The sequence below is a fragment of the Streptomyces sp. H27-H1 genome, assembly GCF_026627445.1.
In the GTDB taxonomy this organism is placed as follows: domain Bacteria; phylum Actinomycetota; class Actinomycetes; order Streptomycetales; family Streptomycetaceae; genus Streptomyces.
The window spans coordinates 13434-29596 of the sequence record NZ_JAPNLJ010000001.1 but is presented as its reverse complement, the minus strand read 5'-3'; the positions used below and the strand labels follow the sequence as shown (position 1 = coordinate 29596).

At 71.3% G+C, this 16163-nt stretch carries 13 protein-coding genes; 5 read left to right on the top strand and 8 right to left on the bottom strand.

The features are described from left to right. Positions 1-327: 327 nt before the first annotated feature. The 6 genes from OTB20_RS00115 to OTB20_RS00090 form a co-directional block, all read right to left on the bottom strand. Positions 328-867 (bottom strand): bacterial proteasome activator family protein, encoded by a 540-nt coding sequence (locus tag OTB20_RS00115; RefSeq protein WP_243330999.1) that lies wholly within the window; start codon positions 865-867, stop codon positions 328-330. Between the two features lie 109 nt (positions 868-976). After that, positions 977-3832 carry an FtsX-like permease family protein gene (locus OTB20_RS00110; RefSeq protein ID WP_267814334.1) on the bottom strand — a complete coding sequence of 952 codons (2856 nt, stop codon included), beginning with the start codon at positions 3830-3832 and terminating at the stop codon, positions 977-979. Beyond that, complete coding sequence (locus OTB20_RS00105) at positions 3829-4560, bottom strand: ABC transporter ATP-binding protein (RefSeq protein ID WP_267753117.1); 732 nt, start codon at positions 4558-4560, stop codon at positions 3829-3831. The genes OTB20_RS00110 and OTB20_RS00105 overlap by 4 nt, the downstream gene beginning before the upstream one ends. A 32-nt stretch (positions 4561-4592) precedes the next feature. After that, on the bottom strand, positions 4593-5279 hold the full coding sequence (locus OTB20_RS00100) for a PadR family transcriptional regulator (protein WP_267814333.1): 687 nt from the start codon (positions 5277-5279) through the stop codon (positions 4593-4595). Positions 5280-5374: 95 nt separating this feature from the next. Next, positions 5375-5893, bottom strand: coding sequence for a hypothetical protein (locus OTB20_RS00095; protein WP_267814332.1), 519 nt, complete (start codon positions 5891-5893; stop codon positions 5375-5377). 218 nt (positions 5894-6111) lie between these two features. Next, complete coding sequence (locus OTB20_RS00090) at positions 6112-7797, bottom strand: protein kinase domain-containing protein (protein ID WP_267814330.1); 1686 nt, start codon at positions 7795-7797, stop codon at positions 6112-6114. A gap of 240 nt (positions 7798-8037) precedes the next feature. Here OTB20_RS00090 and OTB20_RS00085 point away from each other — a divergent pair, with 240 nt between their 5' ends. After that, positions 8038-9633, top strand: coding sequence for a protein kinase domain-containing protein (locus tag OTB20_RS00085; RefSeq protein WP_267814327.1), 1596 nt, complete (start codon positions 8038-8040; stop codon positions 9631-9633). An 87-nt stretch (positions 9634-9720) separates the two neighbouring features. Here OTB20_RS00085 and OTB20_RS00080 read toward each other — a convergent pair whose 3' ends face one another. Together OTB20_RS00080 and OTB20_RS00075 are read right to left on the bottom strand one after the other, a co-directional pair. Beyond that, positions 9721-10143: a pyridoxamine 5'-phosphate oxidase family protein gene (locus OTB20_RS00080; protein ID WP_267814326.1), complete on the bottom strand. Its 423-nt coding sequence runs from the start codon at positions 10141-10143 to the stop codon at positions 9721-9723. 178 nt (positions 10144-10321) lie between these two features. Further along, positions 10322-10987, bottom strand: coding sequence for a response regulator (locus OTB20_RS00075; protein WP_267814325.1), 666 nt, complete (start codon positions 10985-10987; stop codon positions 10322-10324). Positions 10988-11312: 325 nt separating this feature from the next. Between OTB20_RS00075 and pdhA the strand changes: the two genes are divergently transcribed. The 4 genes from pdhA to OTB20_RS00055 all read left to right on the top strand — a co-directional run bounded on the left by pdhA (position 11313) and on the right by OTB20_RS00055 (position 16093). After that, the gene (gene pdhA / locus OTB20_RS00070) at positions 11313-12533 is read left to right on the top strand and encodes a pyruvate dehydrogenase (acetyl-transferring) E1 component subunit alpha (protein ID WP_267753107.1); all 1221 of its coding nucleotides are present in this window, start codon (positions 11313-11315) and stop codon (positions 12531-12533) included. Positions 12534-12538: 5 nt separating this feature from the next. Continuing rightward, the gene (locus tag OTB20_RS00065; protein WP_267814322.1) at positions 12539-13519 is read left to right on the top strand and encodes an alpha-ketoacid dehydrogenase subunit beta; all 981 of its coding nucleotides are present in this window, start codon (positions 12539-12541) and stop codon (positions 13517-13519) included. 13 nt (positions 13520-13532) lie between these two features. Further along, a complete protein-coding gene (locus OTB20_RS00060; protein ID WP_267814321.1) occupies positions 13533-14966 on the top strand; it encodes a dihydrolipoamide acetyltransferase family protein in 1434 nt (477 codons plus the stop codon). A 146-nt stretch (positions 14967-15112) separates the two neighbouring features. Further along, positions 15113-16093, top strand: coding sequence for a GNAT family N-acetyltransferase (locus tag OTB20_RS00055; protein WP_267814320.1), 981 nt, complete (start codon positions 15113-15115; stop codon positions 16091-16093). Positions 16094-16163: the final 70 nt, after the last annotated feature.

Here is a 16163-nt window from a genome sequence, read left to right as displayed (position 1 = left end):
ACCGGATTCTTGAGGTCCGGGCTGACCACCGTGCGTTGCCGCTGCGCGGGCGAAGTCCCCTCCCCGCCCTTCCACCGTTCCCAGGGCCCGGCCCTGACCCGGTCCTCAAACGCCGGACGGGCTGAACAGACCCTGGGGCTCCGCCCCGGACCCCGCGCCTCAAACTTCCCCGGCTACCGCTGGGAGGCACGTCGGCGGGGCTGGATATAGGCCGGCGGGGCCGGAATTGCCCGGCGGAGGTGCAGGGTCTGGGGCGGCGGCGCTGGGGCTGGATCGTATGGGTGCGGGGCCGCCCGAAGGGCGGCCCCGGTGGGGTGGCGGGGTGGTTTAGAGGTAGGGGCCCGAGCGGATGGCGCCGTGGGGGCCGTCCTCGTCGTCCTCGTGGGAGGAGCCGGGCGGGAGGGCGCGGCGCATTTGTTCCAGCTGGGCTCGCGCCGCCATCTGCTGCGCGAACAGGGCCGTCTGGATGCCGTGGAACAGGCCTTCCAACCAGCCCACCAATTGGGCTTGGGCGATGCGTAGTTCCGCCTCGGAGGGGATGGCCTCCTCCGTGAAGGGGAGGGAGAGGCGCTCCAGTTCTTCCACGAGTTCGGGAGCCAGGCCGTCTTCCAGCTCCTTCACCGACGCCGCGTGGATGTCCTTGAGACGGACCCGGCTGGCCTCGTCCAGAGGTGCGGCGCGCACTTCTTCCAGGAGTTGCTTGATCATGCTGCCGATCCGCATGACCTTGGCGGGCTGTTCGACCATCTCCGTCACCGGGACCTCGCGCGACTCGTCATCGGCGCCGCCGACCGGCATCCCGTCCTGGCCCACGATCAGACCGTGTGGGGGGCTGTCCTGCGACCGTTCACTCCTCGGCATCTCCATGCCGTCATTCTGTCGCATACCTTCGTATTCACACGGTGTGCCCCCGCACGGGCGTGATCCACCCTGTGCGGGGGCACCAACTGTGGCACCGACGAGGACTCCGGCCGCGTCAGACCTCGCGGCGTGCCAGTGCTCCACTCGAACGTGTGACCAGGGCCGCCAGAAGCGCCGCGCCCAGCGGTACCGCGATCAGCAGTCCGGCCAGCGTGGGCCACGGCACCGCGATCGGGATGTAGGGCGCGACTTCGGAAGCCGCCGCGTAGCCGTTCTCGATGCCCGACCGGATCATGTCGGCCTTGGCCCGCCGCTCGGTGAGCCGGAGTCCGACAGCGGGCAGGATCCCGGCCGCCGAGCCGAGGAGCACGCCCATGAAGGCGACCACCCCGCACTGGAAGCCACTGAGCGTACGCCGCACCCGCGGCGGTGCGCCGACCGCGGCCAGGGTCTTCAGGTCGCCCTCGGCGTCCGCCTGGGCCAGGCCGGTGGCGATGCCGGCCGCGCCGATGGTGACCAGGCCGGCGAAGACGGTCAGGACGAGCATGACCAGGCTGTCGTCGCCCTCGTAGCCCTTCTCGATGTTCACGGACGCGTCCAGGCCCGATTTGTCGAGGGCCCCTTCCAGCCGTTGCCGCTGTTCGGAGCTCGCGTCCCCGTCGAGGGTGAAGTACGAGCCGAAGGGCGCGGTGGCGATGCCGGCCTTCTTCGCGGCCGAGGGCGGCAGCACCAGTTGCAGGCCGTAGCCCTTCGCCGATTCGGGTGCCTGGTACGTGGCGAACACCTTGTCCTTGCCGGGCGGGGACTCACCGGGCGCGATGTTGCCGGAGGCCTCCTCGTCCTTGCTCATGATCAGCCGGACGGTGACCTTGCCGTCGCGCACGTCCTGCTTCCTGAAGGAGACGGCCTTGCCGTCCTTCAGCGCGGCCGCGGCGCCCGGATCCTCGATCGACAGGACCGAGAGCAGCTTCTCGTCGGCGATGACCAGGGGGACCTGGACGCCGAAGTTTCCGTCCTGGCACCGCCAGTCGTTCCGCAGTTCCTTCTGCTGCTGCACGGTGAAGGAGCTGGGGCCGCTCACGGCCGTGTAGAGGGGGCAGCGCTGTTCCTTCGGGATGATGACCTCGGCCCGCCCGCAGTCGGGACTGGCGGAGTAGGGGGAGCAGCCGGGCTTGCCGACGACGAGGCGGTCCACGTCGGCCCGTACGGCCACCGGGAGTTCCTTCGAGAGGATCTCGCGCATCGAGGTCACTTCCCGGAAGGCGGAGTTCTCGTTGGTCTCGATCATGCCGGTCCCGAAGGGCAGATCGGCGACGTAGTTGTGCCGCGCCTGGACCTCCCTGCTGTGCTCGTACGTGGCCACCGCGACGGTGCCGGCGACGGCGGCCAGTACGGCGGCCACGGCCGGCGCGGTACGCCCACGGTTGCGGACGGCGTCGCGCAGCGCGAGGCGGGGAGACAGCGGCAGCCACCGGCCGGCCCGGCCGAACAGGCCGACCAGGGTGGGGGTGAGGGCGACGATCCCGAGCTCGGCGATGGCGCTGCCGCCCGCGACGACGGTGGAGCCCATCTCGGAGACGGAGCCGAACAGGGCGATGGAGGCCCCGCCCGCGATGGCGAGCAGACCGAGGACGGGCAGCACCCGGTTGGCCCGGCGTACGCCGCGGCGGCCGGTGAGGGAGGCGAGCACGGTCTGCCGGGAGGCGTTGACGGCCGGGACGATGGCCGCGAGCAGCCCGGTCAGGACGGCGAGCAGGCCGATGGCGAGGAGTTCCAGCGGGCGGACCTCGAAGCCGCCGAACCGCGTGCCGATCGTCTCCTCGAGCAGCGGGCGGAGCCCGAGGGTGAGGGCGATGCCGACGGCGGTGCCGCTGACCGCGGCCGCGGCGCCGATGACGAGGCCGCCGGAGAGCACGATGGCCCGGATGTGCCGTCGGTCGCCGCCGTTGGCGCCGACGAGGCCGAGCTGACGGCGCGAGCGCCGGGCGCCGACCGCGAAGGCGGGTCCGGCCAGCAGGCAGATCTCCAGCATGGCGAGGCCGACGACGGTGGAGACGATGGCGAGTTCGGTGGTGCCGATGGTGGAGTTGGGCTGCCACGCGTCCCCGGGCTGCTCAGTGAAGAGCGGCACCTGGGAGTCGGCCGGCGGGTCCAGCAGTACGACGCGGGATTCGACGAGGAGGTGCTTGGCGTTGGCGGCCTTGACCATGTTCCACGTGAAACCTTCGCCGCCGACCTTCACCAGGTACTCGTCCTGGGTGCGCACCCCCGGGCTGCCGGCGCCCGTCAGGTCCCGGTCGAGCGCGGACAGCAGGGTGCCGGGAGGGGCGAGGAGCTGCGGCTGCTTCAGGGCGTCGGGTATCTCGTAGGCGCCGACGATCTTGTACGAGGTTTTCGACCCGCGCGGGGTCACGGTGGACCCGACGAAGTAACCGGACTCCTCCAGGAAGGCGTTGGTGGCGATGACCTCGCCGGACCCCTTCGGCAGCCGGCCGCGGTCCAGCGTCCACAGGCCCTTGACCAGCGGGCTCGCCGGGTCGATCTCCCGCAGCTCGCTGTCGAGGATCCCGTACCGGGTCCGGACCTTGCCGTAGGCCGTGCTGTCCTTGACGGACTCGGCTCCGGCCGGGAGTTCGGGCGCCGGATCGGCGGTCTCCTCGCCCCGGCTGCCGGGACTCGGCTCGTACTTGTCGTAGCCGCCGACCGGCGCGTAGCTCTGCGCGTCGGGGCTCTGGTAGAGGGGCGTGTCCATGCCCGGGTCGGTCACCTTGGCGTCGGCGGCGCCGAGCACCCGCCCGACGTGCTGCTCGGGGGAGAGCTGGGAGCTGCGCACGGTGAGGTCGACGGCGCTCACGCCGACGATCGGCAGGGCGATCATGGCCAGGACGAGGGCGCTGCGGCCCTTGGAGCGCCAGGCGTCGCGGCGGGCTATCCGGATGGCCGCGATCCAGGAGTGGTACCAGGAGATCACTGAGTGGCCGCCTGCCCGGTGAGCAGGGAGTCGGCCTGGCTGCGCAGTGTCTCGTCGACGACGCTGCCGTCGCGCAGGAACACCACGCGGTCGGCCCAGGCGGCGAAGCGCGGCTCGTGGGTGACCAGGATCCCGGCGGCGCCCGCTTCGCAGCGCGAGCGCAGCAGGGCGAGTACGGACTCCCCGGTTTCGGAGTCGAGGGCGCCGGTGGGCTCGTCGGCGAGGACGAGGCGGCGGTCGCCGACGAGTGCGCGGGCGATGGCCACGCGCTGCTGCTGGCCGCCGGACATCTCGTCGGGGAAGCGGTCCGCGAGCTGCCCGAGGTTCATCTCCTCCAGGGCCGCGAGCGCGAAGACGCGGGCCTTGCGGGCGGAGACGCCGTCGAGTTCGAGCGGCAGGGCGACGTTCTCGGCCGCGGTGAGCGCCGGGATCAGGTTGTAGTCCTGGAAGACGTACCCGATGCTGCGGCGGCGCAGGGCGGCCAGCTGCTTGCGGCTCGCGGTGGTGATGTCGGTTCCTTCGACGATGACCCTGCCGCTGCTCGGGGTGTCGAGTCCGCCGGCGAGGGTCAGCAGCGTGGACTTGCCGGACCCGGAGGGGCCCATGACGGCGACGAGTTCACCGGGGTACACGGAGAGGTCGATCCCGCGCAGGGCGTGCACCTCGGTGGCGCCGCTGCCGTGGGTACGGACGAGCTGGTCCAGCTGCAATACGGGCTGGTCGGGCATGAAGGGTTCCCCCCTGGGACGTGGAGCGCTGTTCAGCCCCGCCGCATGCGGGCGGTACGGGGCAGAGGCCGGTCGGTGGGCGTGGTCGTGGGTGTCGTCGTGGCTGAGGCCGTGGTGGGGTCGGCGGCGGGGCGGCCCTCGGGTGGCTCGGCCTCGACCGGTGCGAGATCCCCGCGTGCGGAGAGCCGTACGAGTCGGGACTCGCAGTGGTCGAGCCAGCGGGCCTCGGCCTCGGTCTGGAAGATCAGCTGTTCCAGGACCAGCAGCCAGGCGATGTCGTCGCGCTCGCTGCCGCGCCCGCTCTCGATGGCGGCGAGCGCCTGGGCCTTGAGCCGGGTGTAGTCCTGCATGGCCTGGACGGTGGCGTGCCGCTGGGACTGGATGACGGCGCGGATGTTCACGCCGGGTGCGCCGACGGCCATGGCGAGCTTGATGGCGAGCTCGTCGCGGGGCGGGTTGGCCCGGTCGACGGGACGCTCGTACCACCCGCGCAGTTCGTGGCGCCCGGTCTCGGTGATGGCGTAGAGGGTGTGCCCGGCCGTGTCCTCGCCGCCGGGGGCGACGAGGCCGTCGCGCTCCAGACGGGCGAGCGTGGTGTACACCTGCCCGACGTTGAGCGGCCAGGTGGAACCGGTGCGGGACTCGAATTCGGTACGCAGTTGGGAGCCGTACCGCGGGCCCCGTTCCAGCAGGGCGAGAAGGCCGTGGCGGATCGACATACTGAGTATGTATACCGAGTATGTCGATCTCCGCAACCATCCTGAGGCGTAGGCCGTAGGAGGGATCCGCGCGCCGGGTCCGTCGGGGGAGGGAGCTACGGACCCCGGCGCAGCCGCATTCCCATGAAGCCCAGACCCAGTCCCAGCAGGGCGAATCCCGTTCCGAGCGGCACCATGCGCGCGGCCAGATCGGCGGCCCGCTCGTTCGGCCCGGTGCCGAGCGCGCCGATCACCTCGGGCGGGGGAGAAGTCGCCGGGGCCGGAAGGGTGGGCTCGGTGCGCGGGCGCGCCGGGACGGGCCGCGCGGCGAGCACGGTCTCGGGATTGGCGGGCTCGCCCACCGGGCGCCCGGGCCGCTCCCGCCCGGCCCCGGCGGCGCTTCCGGCGAGATCCTCGAAGGCCCGGTCCGCCACGTCGGCCGCGGGCGCGGCGTCGGCGGACGGCGCGGAACGGGCGGAAGCGGCGGTGTGCGCGGCGGCGCCAGCGGATGCGTGGGCGTGGGCGTGGGCGCGGACGAGCGGCGCCGGCCCGGCGTGCGCGGGCGCCGAGATCAGCAGCGTGGTGGTTGCCATCGCTGCCCCGGCGGTCCAGCGCAACGCGCGGGCGTAGGTCACGGACTCAGATTTGCATAACGGGACAAAACCGGCATCTCGTAGGGGCCGGTCGGGCTGCAGCAGATGCCGGGAGGGTCTCCCCGCTCTGGCCGCTTCCGTTCCCGCGCCGGTTCGGACGTCGGGGTCAATCGTGCGAGCGGCCCGCGTGGTCCCAGCGTGTGGAGCCGGACCCCCGCGTACTGCCGCGCCCTGCGCCCTTCACCCCTGTCGGCGCCGGGTCACTCCGGGTCGCCGGTGGAGATCCACAGGGTGAAGGTGGTGTCCTTCGGGTCGATCTTGGCGCCGGGGACGGGCTGCTGCTCCAGGACGGTTCCCTCGCCGTAGACCGCCTCGTCCCTGGACTTCTCGTCGTACTTCCAGCCGCCGGCCCGGATGCACGCCTTCACCGAGATCTGGTTGATGTTGCGGAAGTCCGGCGCCTCCACCTTGGTCGCGTCGCTGTAGTGCTTCTGCGGTTCCTTGCACTTGGCCTCGTCGATCGTCCGCGAGAGGTCAGGACCCCTGTGCCCGGCGTTCGCCGAGCCGGACGCCGAGGCCGAGGCGGAGGAGGCCGGATCGGCGGCCTTGTCCTTGTCCTTGTCGTCGTCGCCGTTCAGCGCGGCGACCAGGCCGCCCACCGCCAGCAGCGCCACCACGACGGCCCCGACCATGATCGGGGCGTTCTTCTTCCGGGAGGCCGCGGCCGGGCCCTGTCCGCTCTGCCCGCCCTGCGGCGAGAGCGTGTACGGCGGCGGGGTCGCGGCCGAGTACGGCGCCGGGGTCTGCGCCTGCGGCTGGTAGTGCGCGGGCTGCTGGTGCTGCTGCGGGTACCCGTACGAAGGCGCCGGCGTCGGCGCGTACGGGGACGGCGCCGGTGTGTGCTGCGGGGGCTGGTAGGGCTGTTGCACCGAGTGCGGCGGCGCCTGCAGAGCGGAGTCCACCGGCGGGAACACGGCCGAGCCCAGCCCGGCACCGCTGTTCGTCGGGTGCGCGCCCGGGACGATGACCGGGGCCGCCGCGTACCCGGCGCCCGCCACCCGCGCGACCTCGCCGAGCATGACGGCGGCGGTGGGGAAACGCTCGTTCGGGTTCTTCTTCAGGGCGCGCGCCACCAGCGCGTCCATGGCCGGGGTGACCGAGCGGTTGATGGAGGAGGGCGCGACCGGCTCCTCCTGCACGTGCGCGTACGCCATGCCCAGGGCCGAGTCGGCGACGAAGGGGACCCGCCCGGTCAGCAGCTCGAAGAGCATGATGCCCACCGAGTACAGGTCGGAACGGGCGTCCACGGCCCGCCCGAGCGCCTGCTCGGGGGAGAGGTACTGCGGGGTGCCGACGACCATGCCGGTCTGCGTCATCGAGGTGACCCCCGACTGCATGGCCCGGGCGATGCCGAAGTCCATGACCTTGACCAGGCCGCGTCGCGTCATCATGACGTTGCCCGGCTTGATGTCGCGGTGGACCAGCCCCATCTCGTGGCTGCTCTCCAGAGCCGCCAGCACGTCGGCCGTCACCTTCAGCGCCTTGTCGGCCGGCATGGCCCCGTACTGCCTGATGTCGCCGTCGAGGACGGAGCCGAGCGGCTGCCCCTCCACGTACTCCATGACGATGTACGGCATGACCGCGCCGTCGGCCATCGAGGGGTTGGCGAAGGAGACGACGCCCTCGCCGGTATCGAAGACCGAGACGATATTGGTGTGCGACAGTTTCGCTACAGCCTGGGCCTCGCGGCGGAAGCGCTCGCGGAAGGACTGCTCGCGCCCGAGCTCGCTGTGCAGGGTCTTGATCGCGACCTGCCGGTCGAGCGCGGAGTCGTAGGCGAGATAGACCGAGGCCATGCCGCCCTCGCCGAGCAAATCCCTTAGCTGGTAACGGCCACCGGCCAAAGAGCCGCCCGCGTACTGGCCCTGAGTGCCGTCCTGGCTCATGACTGTTGCTTCCCCTCGGGATGTGTCTCTACGCCTCTGGCTGAGCGCATGTCGGGCTCAGTCTGCCGGAGGGCAAGCACACGTCAAGCCAGGTTCCCGTTCCGTGACCACAAGGCCACAGGGGGTCCACAGGGCCTCCTTGTCCGAACACCGACCGGTTGCGAGGCTGTAGCGTTCGTCGGAGCACACGATGGGGACCTACCGCTGAGCGGCGGCCTGGACAGACGACGGCGAGGACTGATGGCACCCGAACCCGAGGGAAGCGGAGGCGGGATGGCAGAAGGTCCTGAGCACTGGGGCGCCGGCGGCCTGGTGGGAGACGGCCGTTACCGGCTGACCCACCGTCTGGGCCGAGGTGGCATGGCCGAGGTCTTCGCGGCCGAGGACGTCCGGCTGGGCCGGACCGTCGCCGTCAAGCTGCTGCGCCCGGACCTCGCCGAGGACCCGGTGTCCAAGGCCCGCTTCACGCGCGAGGCGCAGTCGGTCGCCGGCCTCAACCACCATGCCGTGGTGGCCGTGTACGACTCGGGCGAGGACCGCATCGGTCCGAACGTCGTCCCCTACATCGTCATGGAACTGGTCGAGGGCCGCACCATCCGCGACCTGCTGATCAGCGCCGAGGCCCCGGGCCCCGACCAGGCGCTGATCATCGTCTCCGGCGTGCTCGAAGCGCTCGCGTACTCGCACCAGCACGGCATCGTGCACCGTGACATCAAGCCCGCCAACGTGATCATCACGGACACCGGCGCGGTCAAGGTGATGGACTTCGGCATCGCGCGCGCCCTGCACGGCGCGCAGTCGACGATGACCCAGACCGGAATGGTCATGGGCACGCCGCAGTACCTCTCGCCCGAACAGGCCCTCGGCAAGGCCGTGGACCACCGCTCCGACCTGTACGCGACGGGCTGCCTGCTCTACGAACTCCTCGCGCTGCGTCCCCCGTTCACCGGGGAGACCCCGCTGTCGGTGGTCTACCAGCACGTGCAGGACGCGCCGATCCCGCCCTCGCAGCTGCCGGAGGGCGGCCAGATCCCGCAGGAGCTCGACGGGCTCGTCATGCGCTCGCTGGCCAAGGACCCGGACGACCGGTTCCAGAGCGCCGAGGAGATGCGCGGGCTGGTCCAGTACTCCCTGCAGATGCTGCACGACCAGGGACCGAACAGCGGCACCTGGAACACCGGCCCGGTCACCATGTCGCTGCCGCACGGCCGCGGTCCCGCGCAGACCACGGCGATGACGACGCCCGGGCACGGCCAGCCCCCGTACGGCCAGCCCCCGTACGGCTCGCACTCCACGACCTCGCAGTTCCAGCAGCCGATGGTGCCGCCGATCAACCCGGACGACGGCTCGGCCTACCCCGGTGGGGGCGGCAACGGCCCCGGACAGGGCGGCCCCGGCGGGCACGACGGGTACGACGACCGTTCCGGCGGCGGCCGCTGGAAGCTGTGGCTGTTCGCCGTCCTCGCGATCCTCGCGGTCGCGGGCGGCGTGGCGTACGCGGTCAACGGCCTCGGCAACGACAAGAAGCCCAGTACGGGCGTGACCCCGCCGGCCTCGTCCTCCTCCTCGTCCTCCTCGGACCTCGTGACCCCCGACGACAAGACGCCGGAGATCACGCCGTCCAGGTCGACGCCGGAGAACACGTACACCTACACGCCGCCGCCGACCCGCAGCAGGTCCTCGACGCCGAGCTACTCGCCGAGTTCGACTCCGTCGGAGTCGCCGTCGGAGTCGAAGTCGTCCTCGCCCACGCATTCGCCGACGCCCACACCGACGAGGTCGGTGTCGGCATCCCCGTCCAAGACGCCCGACCCCGAAGGGGAAGAGGTTCCGTAGCGGACGGGGCGTAGCCCTGAGTCATGAAGAACGGCCCGGCGGAATTCCGCCGGGCCGTTCTTCACGGGACCGAGGTCCCTCGGGAGCTCAGAGCGCGTGCTGGTGCTGGTACCGCCGGTCCAGGTTGCCCGCGAGGGTGTGCACCGTGACGAGGTGCGGCTCGATCCGCATGTAGACGGGGTCGAAGACCGCGCCGTCCACGAAGTGCGGGCCGGGTCCGAACAGCTCCAGTTCGGCGGTGGTGGGTTCGATGATGTTCGCGGTGCCGGTGAACTGCACCGACCACAGCTGGGGCTCGTCGGAATTGAAATTGTCCGCTCCGTACGAGACCACGCTGCCGTTGCAGGCTTGGTGGTAGCCGAAACCGGCGTGCATTCTCAGGACGACCTTGCCGTTCACCACGATATGGCGCGCGACGGCGAGGAAGGGCAGCGCGCGCATGCTGGTGGCGGCTCGGCCGTACGGCACGCGGCGCAGCAGTTCGATGGCGTGGAGTTCCTCTGGGGACATGTCACCCACTTTCCGGTACCGACACGGCGCCGGGAAAGAGGAGCCCGCCCCGCAGTTCGGGGACGTTGGTCCCGAATTTGTGTGCGACCACGGGGCGTAACGCTGTGTAGCGAATGGGAGGAGCCGGGAGCCTTAGAGCAACCGGGAACCGGGAGCCGGGAGCCGGGAGCCGGAGAGGCTAGCGGCGCTGCTTCTCGGCCTGCAGGCGGGCCACGTACGCGGCGGCCTGGGACCGGCGCTCCATGCCCAGCTTGGACAGCAGGCTGGAGACGTAGTTCTTGATCGTCTTCTCGGCCAGGTGCAGCCGCTCGCCGATCACGCGGTTCGTCAGGCCCTCGCCGATCAGGTCGAGGATCTTGCGCTCCTGGTCGGTGAGGTTGGAGAGCCGGTCGTCGCCCTTGCCGTTCTTGCCGTCGCGCAGCCGCTCCAGCACCCGGGCCGTGGCGACGGGGTCAAGCAGCGACTTGCCGGCCGCCACGTCCCGCACCGCGTTGAGCAGCTCGTTTCCGCGGATCGCCTTCAGTACATAGCCCGAGGCGCCGGCCATGATCGCGTCGAACAGTGCTTCGTCATCCGCGAACGAGGTGAGCATCAGACACTTGATGTCCTCGTTCTGGGAGCGAACCTCGCGGCACACCTCCACGCCGCTGCCGTCGGGCAGCCGGACGTCGAGAACGGCCACGTCGGGGCGGGTGGCGGGGATGCGGACGAGTGCGTCGGCGGCCGTTCCGGCCTCACCCACGACCTCGATGTCCGATTCCATCGACAGCAGCTCGTGAACACCGCGACGTACCACTTCGTGGTCGTCCAGGAGGAATACCTTGATTTTTCCGTTTTCGCGCACGAACTCAGTTTCACACACTCACCCCTTCCCTGCCGGTGGCGACCGGGATAACGTGCCGTTGTTCCGGCCCCCTGCAAGGCTGTGACCAGTAGTTGTTCCCGCTTCCGCGGATTTACTTGGAAATCCAAGCAAAATCGCAGGTCAAACGGGGTTTCGCAGTTATGCGACGCACTGGGTAACGTGCATTGCGCAGGGCACTCGCCGGGGCACCTGTCACGCCTGAATCCCAGACCCGAAGCGCACCCACCCCGTGCGCGGGCAGGGATGCAGGTGAGCCGCACTGGTCCCCGGAGAACCCGGGTTCCGGACCGACGGAGGAGCAATCGTGACCGTGGAGAGCACTGCCGCGCGCAAGCCGCGACGCAGCAGCGGCGCCAAGCGGCCGGCAGGCGCGGCCAGCGCCGCCAAGGCCGGCAAGGCCGCCGCCGCTGCCACCGCGCAGACGCATGTAGCCGAGCCCCAGTTCGTACAGCTGCTGACGCCCGAGGGGGACCGGGTCGAGGTTGCGGACAACCCCGACATCGCCGAGTTCGCCCCCTTCGTCGCCGACATCACCACCGATGACCTGCGCGGTCTCTACCGCGACATGGTCATGACCCGCCGTTTCGACGGCGAGGCGACCGCCCTCCAGCGCCAGGGCGAGCTGGGCCTGTGGGCCTCGCTGCTCGGCCAGGAGGCCGCGCAGATCGGCTCCGGCCGGGCCCTGCGGGACGACGACTACGTCTTCCCGACCTACCGCGAGCACGGTGTGGCCTGGTGCCGCGGGGTCGACCCGACCAACCTGCTGGGCATGTTCCGCGGTGTGAACCACGGTGGCTGGGACCCGACCACCAACAACTTCCACCTGTACACGATCGTCATCGGCTCCCAGACGCTGCACGCGACCGGGTACGCGATGGGCGTGGCCAAGGACGGCGCCGACTCGGCCGTCATCGCCTACTTCGGCGACGGCGCGTCCAGCCAGGGCGACGTCGCGGAGGCCTTCACCTTCTCGGCCGTCTACAACTCGCCCGTGGTGTTCTTCTGCCAGAACAACCAGTGGGCCATCTCCGAGCCCACCGAGCGCCAGATGCGCGTGCCGCTCTACCAGCGCGCGCAGGGCTTCGGCTTCCCGGGCGTCCGGGTGGACGGCAACGACGTCCTGGCCTGCCTCGCGGTCACCCGCTGGGCACTGGAGCGGGCCCGCCGGGGAGAGGGACCCACCCTGGTGGAGGCCTTCACGTACCGGATGGGCGCGCACACGACCTCCGACGACCCGACGAAGTACCGGCGCGACGAGGAGACGGCGGCCTGGGAGGCCAAGGACCCGATCCTGCGCCTGAAGGCCCACCTGGTGGCCACCGGAGGCGCCGACGAGGCGTACTTCCAGGAGCTGGAGGCCGAGAGCGAGATCCTCGGCAAGCGGGTGCGCGAGGTCGTGCGCTCGATGCCCGACCCGGACACCATGGCGATCTTCGAGAACGTCTACGCGGACGGGCACGCGCTCGTCGACGAGGAGCGCGCGCAGTTCGCCGCCTACCTCGCGTCCTTCGAAGGCGGGGAGTGACCGTCATGGCCGTACAGAAGCTCACCATCGCGAAGGCGCTCAACGACTCGCTGCGCAAGGCCCTGGAGACGGACCCGAAGGTCCTGATCATGGGTGAGGACGTCGGCAAGCTGGGCGGCGTCTTCCGCATCACCGACGGGCTGCAGAAGGACTTCGGCGAGGAGCGGGTCATCGACACCCCGCTCGCCGAATCGGGCATCGTCGGCACCGCGATCGGCCTGGCCCTGCGCGGGTACCGGCCGGTCGTGGAGATCCAGTTCGACGGGTTCGTCTTCCCGGCGTACGACCAGATCGTCACGCAGCTCGCCAAGATGCACGCGCGCTCGCTCGGCACCATCAAGATGCCGGTCGTCATCCGCATCCCCTACGCGGGCGGCATCGGCGCGGTCGAGCACCACTCGGAGTCCCCGGAGACGCTGTTCGCGCACGTCCCGGGCCTCAAGGTGGTCTCGCCGTCCAACGCGAACGACGCCTACTGGATGCTCCAGCAGGCGATCCTCAGCGACGACCCGGTGATCTTCTTCGAGCCGAAGCGCCGTTACTGGGACAAGGGCGAGGTCGACGTCGAGGCCATCCCCGACGCGCTGCACGGCTCGCGGGTGGCCCGTACGGGCACCGACATCACGCTGGCGGCCTACGGGCCCATGGTGAAGGTCTGCCTGGAGGCCGCCGCGGCGGCCGCCGAGGAGGGCAAGTCGGTGGAGGTCGTGGACCTGCGCTCGATGTCCCCGGTCGACTTCGACGGGATCCAGGCGTCGGTGGAGAAGACCCGCCGGCTCGTGGTCGTCCACGAGGCACCGGTGTTCCTCGGAGTGGGTTCGGAGATCGCCGCTCGCATCACGGAGCGGTGCTTCTACCACCTGGAGGCGCCCGTGCTGCGGGTGGGCGGCTATCACGCCCCGTACCCGCCGGCCCGCCTGGAGGACGAGTACCTGCCGGGCCTGGACAGGGTGCTCGACGCAGTCGACCGCTCGCTGGCGTACTGAGGAGAGCCCTGCGATGACGATCAGCGAATTCAAGATGCCCGATGTGGGCGAGGGCCTCACCGAGGCCGAGATCCTCAAGTGGTACGTCCAGCCGGGTGACACGGTCACCGATGGCCAGGTCGTCTGCGAGGTCGAGACGGCGAAGGCGGCCGTCGAGCTGCCGATCCCCTTCGACGGAGTCGTGCACGCACTCCTCTTCGAGGAGGGCGTCACGGTCGATGTGGGCCAGGTCATCATCTCCGTCCGGACGGCGGGGGACGAGGCTCCGGCCGAGGCCGTCGCCGCGGCGACGGCGTCCGCCGAGGCGGAGCCGGAGGCCCCCGTGGCCCGCCAGCCCGTCCTGGTCGGCTACGGAGTCTCCACCGCCTCTACGAAGCGCCGCCCGCGCAAGGCCCCGCAGCCGGCGGTGGCCGCGCAGAACGGCACGGGCGTGGCCCAGCCGGCCCCGGCCGCGGCTGTGGCGGCCCCGGCCGCCGTGCTCCCGGCCCAGAACGGCACCGCCGGCGGCTCCGGCGCCAAGGCACTGGCCAAGCCGCCGGTGCGCAAGCTCGCCAAGGACCTCGGCATCGACCTGGCGGCCGTCGTGGCCACCGGCGACGGCGGGGTCGTGACCCGCGAGGACGTGCACGCGGCGGCCGCCGCGGCGCTCACCCCGCAGGCCGTGGCTCCGGCTCCGGTCGCTCCGGCTCCGGCGGCGGCTCCGGCCGCGTCCCAGGCCCAGGCTCCGGTCCCGGCCGGGACGGCCGCCCGGGAGACCCGTATCCCGGTCAAGGGCGTCCGCAAGGTCACCGCCCAGGCCATGGTCGGCTCCGCCTTCACCGCGCCGCACGTCACCGAGTTCATCACCTTCGACGTGACCCGCACGATGAAGCTGGTCCAGGAGCTCAAGGCGGACCCGGACCTCGCGGGGCTCCGGATCAACCCGCTGCTCCTGATCGCCAAGGCCGTCCTCGTGGCCGTCCGCCGCAATCCCGAGGTCAACGCCTCGTGGGACGAGGCGGCTCAGGAGATCGTGCTCAAGCACTACGTGAACCTGGGCATCGCCGCGGCCACGCCCCGGGGGCTGATCGTCCCGAACATCAAGGACGCCCACGCCAAGACGCTCCCCGAGCTGTCCGAGGCCCTGTCCGCGCTGGTCGGTACGGCACGCGAGGGCAAGACCTCGCCGTCCGACATGCAGAACGGCACCCTCACCCTCACCAACGTCGGCGTCTTCGGCGTCGACACCGGTACGCCCATCCTGAACCCCGGCGAGTCCGCGATCCTCGCGGTCGGTGCGATCAAGCTCCAGCCGTGGGTCCACAAGGGCAAGGTCAAGGCCCGCCAGGTCACCACCCTGGCGCTGTCCTTCGACCACCGCCTCATCGACGGCGAGCTCGGCTCCCGCTTCCTCGCGGACATCGCCGCCGTCCTGGAGCACCCCCGCCGTCTGATCACCTGGTCCTGACGGTCCGCCGCCCTCGCCTGCCCGCCGCGCTCGCCTGCCCGCCGCGCTCATCCGCCCGGCGCCCTCGCCCGCCCGGCGCCCTCACCCGCCCACCGGCGGGCGCAAATCCCTTGGGTCGGGCCCCTCTTTGGTGTGATCATCGGCCCATGGATTTCCGTGCTGCCACCGCAGACCCCACCGACATGGACCGCGCCCTCGCCTACCAGGCCGACGGCCCCGTCCCCGCCCTCGCCACCGAGAAGATCCGGGAAGAGCTCGCCGCGCACCAGATGCGTCCCGAGTGGACCTGGTTCGCCGAGGACGAGAACGGCGAGATCCTGGCCCGCGCCCTGTGGTGGGGCCGCGGCGACAGCGAGCAGCCGATCGCGCTCGACTGCCTCCAGGTACGCGGCTCCGTGGCCGACCCGGGCTCCGTCGCCGCCGGGCTGCTCGCCGCCGGGCACAAGGCCCTCGGCACGCTCCCGGGCTACAACATCTCGCTCCCGCGCGACTGGCGCACCGCCCCGGACGGCGTGGCCGACGCGGTGGCCTGGCGCCGCAAGGCCGCCTCCGAGGCCGGCCTGACCCGCGCGATCGAGCGGCTCCGCTTCCAGTGGACCCCGGCCGCCGGGACCGTCGAGCCCACCGGCCGCCTGGTCTTCCGCGAGGGCACCGACGAGGAGTTCCTCGACGCCTTCGTCCGCCTCTCGCAGGGCAGCCTGGACCTGCACACGCAGAGCGAGCTCCGCACGAGCGACGCCGAGGAACTGGCCCGCGCGGACATCGCCTTCTACACCGACTGCCCGGGCGAGCGCTCCTGGTGGCGCCTGGCCCACCTTCCGGACGGCACCCTCGCCGGTATGGCCATCCCCTCGGCGACCCCGTACCACCGCAACGTCGGCTACCTCGGCGTCGTCCCCGAACAGCGCGGCCGCGGGCTGATCGACGAGATCCTCGCGGAGATCACCCGCTTCCACGCCTCCGAGGCCGCCGAGCGCATCACCGCCACGACGGACACCGTGAACGCCCCGATGGCCGCCGCCTTCAGCCGCGCGGGCTACGAGGTCACGGAGATCCGCCTGGTGCTGGAGGCGTCCCCGGACCCGGACCAGGCCCCCGCCCAGGCCCCCGCCCAGGCCCCCGCCTAGGTCCCCGCGTGACGGCAAGTCGGCCCGGAGCGCGGTGAGATCGTGGAACCGGCACCTGCCGGTGACCGCG

What these genes read in the sequence shown, in the direction of transcription:
- OTB20_RS00115 (WP_243330999.1), bottom strand. Translation starts at nt 867, where the DNA reads ATGGAGATGCCGAGGAGTGAACGGTCGCAGGACAGCCCCCCACACGGT.
- OTB20_RS00105 (WP_267753117.1), bottom strand. Translation starts at nt 4,560, where the DNA reads ATGCCCGACCAGCCCGTATTGCAGCTGGACCAGCTCGTCCGTACCCAC.
- OTB20_RS00100 (WP_267814333.1), bottom strand. Translation starts at nt 5,279, where the DNA reads ATGTCGATCCGCCACGGCCTTCTCGCCCTGCTGGAACGGGGCCCGCGG.
- OTB20_RS00090 (WP_267814330.1), bottom strand. Translation starts at nt 7,797, where the DNA reads ATGAGCCAGGACGGCACTCAGGGCCAGTACGCGGGCGGCTCTTTGGCC.
- OTB20_RS00085 (WP_267814327.1), top strand. Translation starts at nt 8,038, where the DNA reads ATGGCACCCGAACCCGAGGGAAGCGGAGGCGGGATGGCAGAAGGTCCT.
- OTB20_RS00080 (WP_267814326.1), bottom strand. Translation starts at nt 10,143, where the DNA reads ATGTCCCCAGAGGAACTCCACGCCATCGAACTGCTGCGCCGCGTGCCG.
- OTB20_RS00065 (WP_267814322.1), top strand. Translation starts at nt 12,539, where the DNA reads ATGGCCGTACAGAAGCTCACCATCGCGAAGGCGCTCAACGACTCGCTG.
- OTB20_RS00060 (WP_267814321.1), top strand. Translation starts at nt 13,533, where the DNA reads ATGACGATCAGCGAATTCAAGATGCCCGATGTGGGCGAGGGCCTCACC.
- OTB20_RS00055 (WP_267814320.1), top strand. Translation starts at nt 15,113, where the DNA reads ATGGATTTCCGTGCTGCCACCGCAGACCCCACCGACATGGACCGCGCC.